Here is a 12212-nt window from a genome sequence, read left to right as displayed (position 1 = left end):
TGTGGGCCCAGAATTTCATCAATTTCTTCGCATCGCCCCTTAAAATACGGGAATATCTGAGCGGTCTCATCCTGACGAGCATCACGAGCGGCATGGCCGGTTTTGCGGTAATCGTCGCCATCGCGGGATTTGCCTTCGGCTACAACATCATGCGTATCGGGGTGCTCATCCTGCCCTTCATGCTCATACTTCTTATTTTCGGTATCGCCATGGGTATTTTCGTATCGGCCATAATCTTCCGCCTCGGCCCTTCGGCAGAGTGGTTGGCGTGGCCCATTCCGATGGTCCTCTCTCTTTTTGCCGGAGTGTACTATCCTATCTCGACCCTTCCCACTCCGCTTGTCACGGTAGCAAAAATGATTCCCCCCTCATATGTATTCGAAAGCATGCGCGCCATTCTCACTGCGGGGAGTTTCTCCGGCGACCTCGTCTTAAATCTTGTGATAGGGGCCTTCCTCAGTGTTATCTATCTCATACTCGCTTCATTGTTCTTCATAGGCATCTATGAAAAGAATCTGCAGAACGGAAACATCGCACGGTTTAAAGCGGAAGCACTCTGAGATTTTTGAATTGGGGACATCGATAGCATCGACCTCAAAATAGAGGTGTTGGAGGCCTTCTCCTCATTTTCTGATACAATCGAAGCGGGTCCGTTCCAGGTACACGTCGCCTCCACTGCCTCCAGGTGTGAGTGATGCGGATACCGGTTGGGTCCACCACGGTTCGGGGTCAGACCGGTGAAAACGGGGTTTGTGAAAAAGTCCCGTACCTCGTCGAGCCTCTCGACCACAACGCCCACGCGTTCACGTGAGTAAGTTTTACCGGATTTGTTTTTTTCGGGAATCCCGGCTCATTCGGCCTTTGCCTCCGTCTTCTCCGCTGCCTTCTCCTGTGTTTTCAAATCTTCCTGGGCGGGCTTCTCCAGAATCTGTATAAGCTCCAGATCAAAAATCAGCATCGTGTTGGGACCGATAATTTCACCCACGCCATCCTCGCCATATGCGAGTTTTGAGGGCACAAAAAGCCTCCATTTCGATCCGGTGGGCATGAGGATGGCTCCTTCCCTCCACCCCGGAACCACATTCTCAAGCGAAAAGGTTTCAGGCTCCGGTTTTTTGTAAGAGCTCTCGATTTCCGACTCGTCGAGACGCATCACGCGATAATGAACCGATATGACATCGTCCTCCTTGGGACGCTTGCCCGTTCCGGCTTTGATAATCTTGTACTGAAGTCCGCTGGGAAGGGTGACCACCCCTTCCTTCTTCTTGTTCTCCGCCAGGAATTTCTCTTCTTCTTTTTTGTTCTTTTCTGCCAAAGCGGCCACTTCGGCATTCTTCTGGTCCGAAGCGTCTTTTTCGATCTTCGTTTTTGCGTCCGCCATCTCCTGCTCTGTGAGACGAAGGGTGCGCCCCGAGAAGACATCTCTCATCGCTTCTTTCACGATATCGGGATTTACCTCTATCGACTGCTTCTTCAGCGTCCTCGCGATATCGACGCCTATGGTATAACTCATTCTATCCTTCTTCTCTTTCAGAAGAACTCCCTCCTGGGCATACAAAGGTCCGGCAAGAGTGATAATTATCGCACACAAAAAAAATTTCAATTTCATAAGTCCTCCAAAGACAATAAAGTAGTTCCTCCCCTATTTTAATAGGAAGACGCGCCCTTAGTCAAATTCGGCGTCTGCAACGCCGGGGCAATCTCTTGCGTGTCTCCTGCCCATTGACTTGAGAAGCTCGCCGAGCTACTTTAGGAATAGACGCCATACATCGGCAGCCGGGAAATTCCGCCGGGCCGGTGACTCAGCCGTCGAAGAACTATAATAGCACGAAAGGAGGACCGCAAGATGGAAAAGGGGAAACTATGGGTGGTCACGATCATTTCCTTTTTTATTTTCAGCATGAGCCCTTTCACACTCTTTGGACAGAGATCGGATGAGAGCATTCAGGAATGGCAGAAAGATATCCTCAGATTTCCGCAGGGAGGGAAGGTGGAAACGGGAATCCCGGAGCCGACTGTCGGACGCGCCCAAACCCGGCAAGGGTTTATAGAGGAAGCATGGAGCTCGTTCAGGGATCTTGACAGGAAAATCTATGACCTTGGCCGGAAAATCGAAAGAAGGGGAGAGCCCGGCCCGGACGCACAGAAGTCATGGGAGGATCTCAAGGTGAAGCGTGAAGAGACCCGAAAGCAACTGACCGCACTCCCATCGGTGAGCAAGGAAGCCTGGGAATCTGCAAAATCGGAGACCAACGGGTCCCTGGATAATCTGAACGTGGCGTATAATAAAACCGCCTCCTATTTCCGCTGATTTTCGATGAGGATGAACGGAAGAGATGATTTGACCGCTGCTTCACTTATCGATTTTGAGTGAGAAAGCGAGAAAACTCGACATACCGACCAAAGCGCCCAGAACCGTTATACCGAACCTGAAGCTTACAAGGTCCCCGGAGAGACCCAAAAAGTAAGGGATAATACCCACCCCGAAGACTATGGCCACTGTAAGAATGAGGCCCGTGGCCATGCTCCGTATCTCCCTCCCGAACATTTTCGCGATACACACCAGGCCTACCGGAAAAAATCCGGTCACAAAAATTGCCTGGAGGAAAAGGAAAACGCCTACATGGGCTACCGGAGCTAACCCGAGACAAACCGTGAGTGCACCGGTGAGGAATATTATGGTGAACATGACCCTCTTGAGGTTGATCCTGTCAACGAGAAATCCTGCGAGTATGGCAACCCCGATCCCCCCTAACCGCGATATCCCGAGTATCGTGTTCGAATATCCTATGTCCATAGAAAGCTCTTTTGTCAGGTAAAGGGGTACAATCGAATAGATGCCCAGGTTCGCTCCCGATGCAAAGGTAAAGAGCGTTGCCATGAGCCAGAGGGAGGGAATTCTTACAAGGTCTCCGAAGGCGCGCCTGGGCGAATGGCCGATCTTCACTTCCGTGCAGGCCTTCTGAAATATTACGGCAAAAAGGAGAAAGGCAACGCCGAAGACGGTAAATATCCCCCTCCATTCCATAAACTGGAGGAAGAACACCGCGACCAGGGGAATGCTGAATATGCTGACCGCGGCCCCAGAGTCATGAATGGCAATCGATTTGCCCCAGTCCTTCTCGGAAAAATGCTCGGTGATAAGGGGTATGGCCGAAGGAAGGTACATGCCTATGGATATGCCGAGAATGAGATTGAAGAGATAGAGAAGGGAAAACACCTTCACAAAGGGAATGAGCAGGAACAGGATAGAGCTTACGCAGAGGGATGTGACGATCGTCCGTTTATAACCGAGCCTGCCCGCGAAAAAGCCTGAGAAGAACATGGAAAATCCGTATCCGATTGCCTGAAACATGAAAAGACTGCTCGCCCTGGCGTGGGTGATCCCGAACTCATCTTCAATAAGCGGAAGGATAGGAGAGAAAATTACCCGTACGCACATATTCATGTACCAGAGAGACCAGAAGACGAGAAGGAACAAGAGGGCCTTACCCCTCAATTCAGGATAGCGCACCTTTCAGTCTTACCAGATACGGGGTTGTAATTCAATCCTTTACTGGGGAAAAGGATTATCGATCCTTAGATGAAGCGCTGCATCTATTGTCCTTCCCCCGGAAGCCTGAGTATTTCGAGACCGAGGCTCCTGATGGTTTTCACATCCCTGCGCTCGCCCACGCCGTTTCTTCGCAGCGTCTCCAGGATCCCGTCAAACCCCTTGAGGGAGGTGCTGCCCATTTGATCCGTTACGGTAATGAAGACAGTGGCTCCGTTTCTCAGTCCGATTGCGATACTGCCCGTGAAGGAAGAGCTGAGCATGAACGCTCTCCCCGCAGCACCCAGCCTTGCAGTCCCCGCACTTATCAGGACCGCGACCCAGGAAAGGATTACCAGCCATCGGGGAGGCTTAAAAACGACAGGTTGGAAAAACGTCATCTCTCTGTACGGGAAGAACCTCATTTTGCCCGGAGTTATTATCTTTAACCCTTCACCCGTACGAAGGATTTCATACGTGCCGTACCAGGCAGATACCCACAGGACCGCAAGCCCTCCCAGAAAGAAGGGGGAAAAAAGGAGAAAGACGAAGAACCCGTCGGGAAAAACCTGAAGGGTCCCGCCTTTTACCAGAACCGCAACCACCACAGGAAAAGCGAACAAAATTGCACCCAGAACATCGCTCACCACAATTCTCCATCGGTCATACCGCAGGGCGCCCGGATGGACGACATGCCACGGGAGGAGGAGGTAAAACCCCACTCCTATGAGCACCAGGATGAGTCCCGCGAGGCGATAGGGATAAAGAAAGACGAGAGGCGGCTTGGGATAGGAAGAAAAACCGCTTCCGAGCCTGAAATCATTGTCAGAGTACGATCTATAATCCACCTCGAGATATTGGGGCCTGCCCCCATCGTCTCTTCTCAGCACAAAGCGCTCCGCCTTCCCTGGAGATGAAAACGATAATCTATCGAGGGGGCTTTCATAGGGGCGAAAGAAAAGCACTTTCATAGGATGGGCGCCCGAGGGGAATCTACCGGACCATGGAGTCCCTTCTTTTTTTCCTTCTATCGTCGCATAAACTCTTTCAAAAAATTGAGTCCATTCGTCCCCCTCGACTTCCAGAATCCGGGGCTGCTTTTTGGCGACGAAGGCATTAACATCGCGAGGGAGGAGAAGGGGTTCAGCGGGAATTGCCTCCCGGGAAAGGTCGGAAACAGGGGACATCGGCACGAGGGCTCGTGCCTTTCTCTCGTAAAGCTTCACGATGACAACAGGATCGAGACAGGCAAGGTATGCCGTTCCGATTCCCGCAGCAATACATATAATCAGGATCAACCTACGTGCAAGCTCCACCCTGTTCACACCCCTTTAAGGCCATAAGGTCGGTATTCCCGCCAATCTCCACCGCACTATGCTCGCTCATCGAGTGCGGCAATGTCAACAGGGCTCTTATATGGCCCACTCGCACGTGCCGGAAACCGGTTTTTTCGCGAGGCGGCCTCTTTCAAGGCGTTACTTGTCAATAAAGAGGGTGCCTCCCACGGAGTAATCATGTCTTGCCATTTCCTGCAGAATGATCCGTACGTCCTCCGTCTTCACGCCCAGCGTATTCACCACGGCCTGGGTCATCTCCGTCACAAGCTTTCTCTTCTGGTCAACCGTTCTTCCTTCGATCATGTGCACGTGGATTATGGGCATAACGCCTCCTTTGCTTGGGATTCCCCTTCAATTAACAGCCGAACCTAATGCTGGTACCGAAGGCTCGGGGAGCCGTCGGAATAAATCAATATTTACTCTTTGCGCCGCCGATGTCAAGACGTTTTCTCCTTTCCGCTTTTTCTATGTGTGCCGACATGATATACTAAGAACCGGCTGGAAAAAGATACAGCCGACTCTTCTTTAAATGTTTGAAAGGAACAACATGGGCAAATACGAATATGTGGATAAACCTCCCGGGACTCCCTGGGTAATGGAAGTACGCAAAGACGGGTCGTGCAAGGGCAACATCCGGAAGAGTCCTTATACGGGTCAATATCAGTTCTTCCGGGGCAAGGTGAATGCGATTCGGGCCCTTTTCGAAGAAACCAGAATCGATGCTCTTATAGAGAAAATAGAAGAGCTGGACCTTTAGCGGGAATCGCGCGCCGCCTGGCAGAATGACATCCGCGGTCGGTTGTTCGGGAGGGAAAGGGCAATCAATTTTTAATTCTGGAGTCTGGAAAATGGAGAAAAGAGAGAACATGGTATTCGGCGGCTCGCAAGAGGATTTACCGAAGGTCAGACTCAAGGTAGTCGACAGAGAAACAAACGAAAGCCGCTACTGCGACATAGAAGCAACCGAGGGATGGGACTGGTCGAACCCTGAGTTGTGGAGGGTCATCAATGGCTGGCAGATTACCAGCTACGGAATGCTCCTTTTCATGCTCCGCCAAAAGGAAGAAAAGGGCCTCGACGAGGTGGTGCTCCAGGAAATCCCCGCATTCATGATGCTTAACGGCAGTTGAAGCTTCTCAGGACAGATGATGGTCTTCCTATCCTCTCCGGCCAGAGCACAGGCTTTTTCTTACGCGTGCAGCGGCTGCAGTCACTGTTGCAAAGAAAAGGTGATTCGCGTAAATCCTTACGATGTCGCACGCCTTTCCTCCTTTCTCCGGATCAGTACCACCGAATTTCTAAGATCATATACCTGGGCGCGGGGCACGATCCTGCGTATGCCCTATCACGGAAACTGCATTTTCCGCAATTCCGCCGGTTGTAGGATTCACGAAGCACGGCCCTTGGTGTGCAGGCTCTATCCCTTGAGGAGGATCACCTTGGAAGACGGCAGTGAAGATTTCGATCTTCTTGATTTCGAAGAGAGATGCACCGCGGTCGCCGGTAACCGGGGAACGGTCGGGGGATACCTTAAGGACCAGAAAGCCGGTCCGTACCTTGATATGGCCGACCGGTATGTAAAACTGATGGATATGCTGACGGCTGCTTTATCGCAGGAGATAGACGGGGATAATTCCCTGACCCGTCACGCCATGAAAGAGTGCGTGAGCCCCGGAGTAAAAGATTCCGGTTCATTGCCCCCATGGCTCGATGTGGACCCGGTCGTCTCAGCCTATTGTGCCCGCACCGGTCTGCCTATCCCTAATGAGGCGGATAAAAGAGCTGAAATGCATATTACTGTTCTGGAAGAGTGGCTTGCGGGCCATGAGGGGGTGATAACGAACCTCTCGACCGGACGCGGCCGATGTGATGGGACAGGGAAACTCACGAACGAAGTGGCGCGAATCAAATCGCTGGCACACACCGTTGCCCTCCTCGGCTATATGATCGGAGTCGATGTAGAAGAGCTGGGCCTGGAAAAATTCGGGATCGTTAATTAACCGGATAGGGGACCTTAAATTGACGGGCCAAGGTCCTTCAGGTGCCCTCCGATGTACACTTCCATCCGACCATCCCCCTCTCCGTCATCAATCATAAGAACAACCTCTTTCCCTTCGCCGTACCGGTGGGCAAGTATCACTCCCCGCACCGCCCAAGGAGAGAGCCCTTCCACCACTTCGTCGGTTTCGAGGCGGATTCCGCAATCCCTTCCCAGGGCAAGGGCTCGCCGGTGTACCTTCTTTTCTTTGAAATCGGTATAGAGAAACCCCGGTTCTGCGGCAAGGCCGATACTGCTTCCGAATTTATGCGACCGGAAGATGAGGGTGAATTCCTTCGCCCCGTCCGTCACACTGTAAGTATAACTAAAATCATCTGCCCCGGGGTCTCCGTGAGACCGGGGCTCCCCCGATATTTTTATTCTGATCTCCAGGACAGGTCCTCCTTAACATCAGTCTCCGCACTTTATAATACAACCCGAATATTACGGCTTGCAAGGCAAACTATCTGGATGATCTTCGAATACCCATGGACAGTTGACTAATCAGCGAGTGACGCTATAATAAATTAGAGAGCGAAGATCCGGAAGCAGTTGAATGGAGGCCTTTTTCATTCTTACTGTTGCCGCAGGCAAATTGTCGGAAGCTGCAGTTCCCGCTGCCACGACGCAAGGAGAGAGGTTATGACGAATAGAAGGATGGTAAGAAAACCAAAAATTGCCCGGGACCCGGCCATGGAAAAGCTCGATAAGGCTTTCAAGGATAATCTCGCGAAGGTCGAAGAGGTGGCCAAAAAGAGGCTCCTCCAAGCCCGTGACCCCTTTCGCACCGGACTACTCCTCGCCCGGGAGATCCGACGGGTGGCAGACAGTATCGACGCCGATGTGATTGCCCAGTGCATGGATGTCACGGAAGCCGGCACTATTTGCCAGGAACTGACCCGGTAAAGGTGAATCCCGCATTGATGGGGACGGAGTATTATCCCCGCTTGTGCATGAGCAAGGGCTTTCCCCTTGATCTGAAGCGGGACTTCCGTTATCCTACTCCCAGTCTCTGTAGACTGAAGGAGAGGATATGATTCTCCCATTCAATGGAAAATTTCCCACCATAGATCCGAGCGCCTATATTGTGGACAGTGCGGTGATAGCGGGTGATGTCGAGATAGGGGCAGGGGCAAATATCTGGTTCCATAGCATCATCCGTGGAGACATCACCTCCATCACAATCGATCGTGACTGCAATATACAGGATGCGTGTGTCCTCCACGTGGCAAGGGGTCATCCTCCCCTTATTCTAGGGCCGGGGGTAGTGCTCGGCCATCGGGTAGTTGTCCACGGATGCCATATCGGGGCAGGTTCGCTCATCGGTATCGGAGCCATTGTTCTCGATGGAGCGGTTATCGGCGAAGAGGCTATTATCGGCGCCGGCTCGGTGGTTTCCCCTCATACGATTATTCCCCCGAGGACGCTTGCCATGGGTGTTCCCGCAAAGATCGTCCGTTCCCTGAACGAGAATGATCTCGCAATGATCCGGGGCATGAGAGAAGAATATCGGAAACTCACGGAGATCTACAGGGGCCGTTAAGGAGCCTGGGGCGCGGGGTGGAGCCATTTCCAGACTGCCTCGAATTTCTTGAGATATATCTGCGTTTCTGCCGGCACGCGCATCGGCCATATCTCTCCGTACCGGTCCATAGCCGCTTTCGTCTTCCCTGACCCGCAATTATATGCCGAAGCGAGTGCTTTTCCGATTTCGTAAGAATTATCGGTCACATTGCCTTTGAGAATGCGCAGGTCCGCGTCGAAAAGAAGAAAAGACGCCTTGGCCGCGTTATGGTGATCTTCCATGGCCTGAACAAAATCCTTCTTCAGCTCGGCCCGCGGATAGAGGTATGAAATCTTCCTGTAGGTGCCGGGGATAAATTGAAAGAGGCCCCTCGCCCCCGCCCTGGACGTGGCATATTGATATGCACATTGAGTGTTGGCGCCCATGATCACCAGGGTTTCATGGATGAGCTTTTCCGTGGTGTATCGCCCGCTTTCAAATTTCATGGGGTCGATATGTTCAATCAGCGCGAGGGTGAGGGCTACATCCTCTCTGATGAAATCTTCGCTCCACCTCGGCCGTACTCCTCTCCCGATAAGGTCGTTTCTCGCAGCGACCACGAGATTCCTGAGGTATTCGAGTCCCGCCTCCCGCACAGCGGGAATATCGAGATCCTCCGAGTAAGGGGTATAGACCACTTCCGCGAATCCATCACCTTGACGCACCGGCCGCTTAAGAGCCAGCACTACATGATGCTCCGGATAGACAATTCTGAATCGGGTGTTGACGCCGTTCGGCTTTCCCGGCTCCACCGTCACATTCGCGGACTTGCCGCCAAGCTTCGGATGGACCTTTACAATCTCAATTGACCTGGTCTTCACGTTCAGAACCGCGAGAAGGATAGTAAATTCTCCCAACTCCTTCTTCCCCAGTAATGTCACTGTACGCTTTTTCTTGCCCTTACCGGCCTTCTTCTGCTTTTTCGATTGCACTACATGGAATCCACACACCTTTTGTCCCAGAAGGGCCTTTGCCTTTGCAATATCTTCAAATATGTCGAAGTTAATAAGCTGCGGGGTGCCCGGGGAGGGAACGAATTCGATCGACTCCTCTATGTCTATCTCTTCCGCCGTGCTTTCCTCCATACCGGAGACTAGTCCGGAGCATGGTACGGCGAGGGCAGTGATGAGCCAGATCACCAGGAGCAGGGAAAGATGCAGGAATCTACCGTTATGTTTCAGCATTGCCTCGGAAGCTACGCTCCTTGAACTGCAGGTGCATCGGAGCTCTTATGATGTTTCGGCAAGAATCTACCATCATTTAAGTCAAACTGCACGATTAATCTGAAAACTTTTTTAAAACGATCTGAAGCCGTGATCGCGGCAGATAAAAAGACTTCCGACCGGCCCCGAACCATAGATTATCCATAAAAGAAAACCCCTTGACAGGACAATGAAATAGCAGGACAATTAGGATTGCGGCCCGGGAGGAAGGAGTCTTTCTTTCGGCAGAGCCGCAGAAATAAGATAGGAGAGACCGGTTGCCTCATGCCATTCGAAACGATAAATAGCAGGAAAATCTATTATGAAATACATGGTGAAGGGGAGCCCATTATTCTCATGCATCACGGTTTCGGGTGCGTCAAGATATGGAACACCGTCTGCCCGAGCCTGATAGCCGCGGGATTTAAGGTCGTCACCTTCGATAGAAGAGGCTTCGGGAGATCCGATGGGGGTGATGATTTTCTCGACTTTTATGTGAGCGATCGATACAGGCCCGACAGCGTAGAGGAGTTGAGGATCATGAAGGAGCGCCTCGGCATCGGCCGGTGCCATCTCGTGGGGCAATGCGAGGGCGGCGTGGTCGGCATCGATTATTCCGTGAAATATCCGGATGAGGTGAAGACCCTCACCACAGCCAGCACTCAGTGCTACAGTGAAGTCACCATGGCGGAGCTGAATGCGGCCCGTCTCGTAAGCACCTTCGCCGGTCTTACCCCTGAACTGCAAGTGAAGGTGAGGGATTGGCACGGAGAGAGGGCGGAAAGCTTCTACAATCAGTTCGCAAAATATGGCGGGGCATACGGCATCGATTTTTTTGACCTCCGCCCGGTGTTGCCATTCGTTCCATGTCCCACCCTCGTACTCTACCCCGACCGCAGCTCGATTTTTGATGTGGAACAGTCGATAAGCTTTTACCGTAACCTTATAAAGGGTGAACTCGCGGTCTTTCCCCGCTGCGGCCACAACACGTATGATCAGCGACCGGAAGAGTATGTGCGGACAATTCTCGATTTCATTGCGAGAAACGGGAAAGGGGCGGACGAAAAGGATTCCCGGCCCGGCGGGACATGCCTTGCCTGATAAAGCAGCCGGTAGGGAAAGGGCACGACACCCGAAAGCTCCCAGTTCCTCTTCAGACTTCTGGAAATTCTCCCCCCATCAAAGTATACTAAGGGCAGCGGGATTCCCGGAGCATTGCGCTTTTTCCTTTGAGGGCCCCGGCCGCGTCGCAGAATTATTTGTTATCAATGAGGAGGCAAGAAATGGCCAACATCCCGGAACGTCCCGCGGAAAGCCCGGGAGCTTCCACCCCGGCTCCTGCATTAAGGGGCGTAAAAATTCAGATGATCGGTCAGGCCAAGAAAATGGTCGAGAGCGTATTGAAGCCCTTCGGCTATGAGATCAGGAAGATCGAGAGAAGCGCAGCACCCCAATGGCCGGAGGGTCGCAATCTTGCGGAGGGAACAAAGAAGATACATTACGCCTGCGGTTTCAATATGCTCCCGGGCTGGCTTAACGCGGATATAGACCTCCTCCTTAAAAGGCAGCCGGGGTTTCAATGTCTCGATCTCAATCTCGTAGGCCCCCACCCTTTTCCGGACGGCTGGTTTGAACACGGCTTCTGTGAGGATTTCATCGAACACCTTACCCAGAGCGATTCTTTGATCTTTCTTTCCGAGGTATACCGCACCTTCAGCAAGGGCGGCGTCTTCCGCCTTTCCTTTCCCGGCCTCGAAGGGGTGCTCCACCATCATTACACTGCGGGTGGCTACGAGGGGGCGGCCCTGGGCAAGGTTGACGCCTACACCAAATGGGAGCACGTCCACTTCTATTCGAAAGATGAGCTGGCCCTCGTATGCCGTCACATCGGTTTCAGCCGCCTCGATTATGTGAGTTACGGAGAGTCGGTCCACGAACCCCTGCGCAATCTCGATCACAGGGAGATGCAACGGGATTTAAACACCTACGTGGAGATTACCAAATAGCGAGAAGGGCGGTCGATAGTCGATAGTGAAGAGTATATAGTCTTTAGTATATAGTGACTGCAACTGCGTTAAAGATGACTCATAGAAGCAGCCGTGAGTGTAGTGGCCATTGCGTGAGTATCGATCCGTCACGGCATAAAAACCCCCGGATAATTGCCCTTCCCGGGGGTTTCACTTTCAAATTCTTGCGGTCTATCCCACAGGGTCCCCGCAGTATCACCATTGCCGTGCTCCCCTCTCCCGTGGTTGCCTTTCAACGATATACCGACGACTATATACTATATACAGAGCTCTTTAACTACATACCAGAGCCTTTTCACTAGATACTAGCGACTAGAGACTCACGACTGCTTCTACAAAAAAAGCCCCCGGAGAATTACTCCCCCGGGGGGTATTACAATTAATCCCGGCGACTACCTACTTTCCCACAGAGTCTCCCCTGCAGTATCATCGGCGTAACAGAGCTTAACTACCGTGTTCGGGATGGGAACGGGTGTTGCCTCTGTGCTATGGCCACCGGGAAACTTTAAAAT

General features: G+C 52.2%; 15 protein-coding genes and 1 rRNA gene. 9 read left to right on the top strand and 7 right to left on the bottom strand.

Annotated elements, in window-relative coordinates:
• Nucleotides 1-560: ABC transporter permease (locus VGJ94_01975; protein HEY3275360.1), on the top strand; the 560-nt coding region annotated here is incomplete at its 5' end.
• A gap of 290 nt (nt 561-850) precedes the next feature.
• Here the strand turns inward: VGJ94_01975 and VGJ94_01970 are convergent.
• On the bottom strand, nt 851-1609 hold the full coding sequence (locus VGJ94_01970) for an FKBP-type peptidyl-prolyl cis-trans isomerase (protein HEY3275359.1): 759 nt from the start codon (nt 1607-1609) through the stop codon (nt 851-853).
• A gap of 237 nt (nt 1610-1846) precedes the next feature.
• On the opposite strand from VGJ94_01970, the gene VGJ94_01965 reads away from it, so the two are divergent.
• Nucleotides 1847-2311 (top strand): hypothetical protein, encoded by a 465-nt coding sequence (locus VGJ94_01965; GenBank protein HEY3275358.1) that lies wholly within the window; start codon nt 1847-1849, stop codon nt 2309-2311.
• 42 nt (nt 2312-2353) lie between these two features.
• Here the strand turns inward: VGJ94_01965 and VGJ94_01960 are convergent, their stop codons facing one another.
• The 3 genes from VGJ94_01960 to VGJ94_01950 form a co-directional block, all read right to left on the bottom strand.
• A complete protein-coding gene (locus VGJ94_01960; protein ID HEY3275357.1) occupies nt 2354-3514 on the bottom strand; it encodes an MFS transporter in 1161 nt (386 codons plus the stop codon).
• An 83-nt stretch (nt 3515-3597) separates the two neighbouring features.
• Nucleotides 3598-4848: a hypothetical protein gene (locus tag VGJ94_01955; protein HEY3275356.1), complete on the bottom strand. Its 1251-nt coding sequence runs from the start codon at nt 4846-4848 to the stop codon at nt 3598-3600.
• Between the two features lie 159 nt (nt 4849-5007).
• A complete protein-coding gene (locus tag VGJ94_01950) occupies nt 5008-5193 on the bottom strand; it encodes a 2-hydroxymuconate tautomerase (GenBank protein ID HEY3275355.1) in 186 nt (61 codons plus the stop codon).
• 223 nt (nt 5194-5416) lie between these two features.
• On the opposite strand from VGJ94_01950, the gene VGJ94_01945 reads away from it, so the two are divergent.
• The 3 genes from VGJ94_01945 to VGJ94_01935 all read left to right on the top strand — a co-directional run bounded on the left by VGJ94_01945 (nt 5417) and on the right by VGJ94_01935 (nt 6869).
• Complete coding sequence (locus VGJ94_01945; protein HEY3275354.1) at nt 5417-5626, top strand: hypothetical protein; 210 nt, start codon at nt 5417-5419, stop codon at nt 5624-5626.
• 91 nt (nt 5627-5717) lie between these two features.
• Nucleotides 5718-5999, top strand: coding sequence for a hypothetical protein (locus tag VGJ94_01940; protein HEY3275353.1), 282 nt, complete (start codon nt 5718-5720; stop codon nt 5997-5999).
• A 309-nt stretch (nt 6000-6308) separates the two neighbouring features.
• Nucleotides 6309-6869 (top strand): hypothetical protein, encoded by a 561-nt coding sequence (locus VGJ94_01935; protein ID HEY3275352.1) that lies wholly within the window; start codon nt 6309-6311, stop codon nt 6867-6869.
• A gap of 14 nt (nt 6870-6883) precedes the next feature.
• On the opposite strand, the gene VGJ94_01930 is transcribed toward VGJ94_01935, so the two are convergent.
• Nucleotides 6884-7219, bottom strand: coding sequence for a hypothetical protein (locus VGJ94_01930; protein HEY3275351.1), 336 nt, complete (start codon nt 7217-7219; stop codon nt 6884-6886).
• Nucleotides 7220-7549: 330 nt separating this feature from the next.
• On the opposite strand from VGJ94_01930, the gene VGJ94_01925 reads away from it, so the two are divergent.
• Nucleotides 7550-7813 (top strand): hypothetical protein, encoded by a 264-nt coding sequence (locus tag VGJ94_01925; protein ID HEY3275350.1) that lies wholly within the window; start codon nt 7550-7552, stop codon nt 7811-7813.
• Between the two features lie 127 nt (nt 7814-7940).
• Nucleotides 7941-8450, top strand: a complete 510-nt coding sequence (locus tag VGJ94_01920; protein HEY3275349.1) for a gamma carbonic anhydrase family protein — start codon at nt 7941-7943, stop codon at nt 8448-8450.
• On the opposite strand, the gene VGJ94_01915 is transcribed toward VGJ94_01920, so the two are convergent.
• Nucleotides 8447-9655 carry a hypothetical protein gene (locus VGJ94_01915; GenBank protein ID HEY3275348.1) on the bottom strand — a complete coding sequence of 403 codons (1209 nt, stop codon included), beginning with the start codon at nt 9653-9655 and terminating at the stop codon, nt 8447-8449. The genes VGJ94_01920 and VGJ94_01915 overlap by 4 nt on opposite strands.
• Nucleotides 9656-9958: 303 nt before the next feature.
• On the opposite strand from VGJ94_01915, the gene VGJ94_01910 reads away from it, so the two are divergent.
• Both VGJ94_01910 and VGJ94_01905 read left to right on the top strand, forming a co-directional pair.
• On the top strand, nt 9959-10774 hold the full coding sequence (locus VGJ94_01910) for an alpha/beta hydrolase (GenBank protein HEY3275347.1): 816 nt from the start codon (nt 9959-9961) through the stop codon (nt 10772-10774).
• Between the two features lie 182 nt (nt 10775-10956).
• Nucleotides 10957-11679, top strand: a complete 723-nt coding sequence (locus tag VGJ94_01905; protein HEY3275346.1) for a hypothetical protein — start codon at nt 10957-10959, stop codon at nt 11677-11679.
• Nucleotides 11680-12083: 404 nt separating this feature from the next.
• On the opposite strand, the gene rrf is transcribed toward VGJ94_01905, so the two are convergent.
• Nucleotides 12084-12200: ribosomal RNA gene (rrf, locus tag VGJ94_01900) — 5S ribosomal RNA — on the bottom strand.
• Nucleotides 12201-12212 lie beyond the last annotated feature (12 nt).

Source organism: Syntrophorhabdaceae bacterium (genome assembly GCA_036504895.1).
In the GTDB taxonomy this organism is placed as follows: domain Bacteria; phylum Desulfobacterota; class Syntrophorhabdia; order Syntrophorhabdales; family Syntrophorhabdaceae; genus PNOM01.
This window is presented reverse-complemented; position numbering and strand designations above follow the sequence as displayed.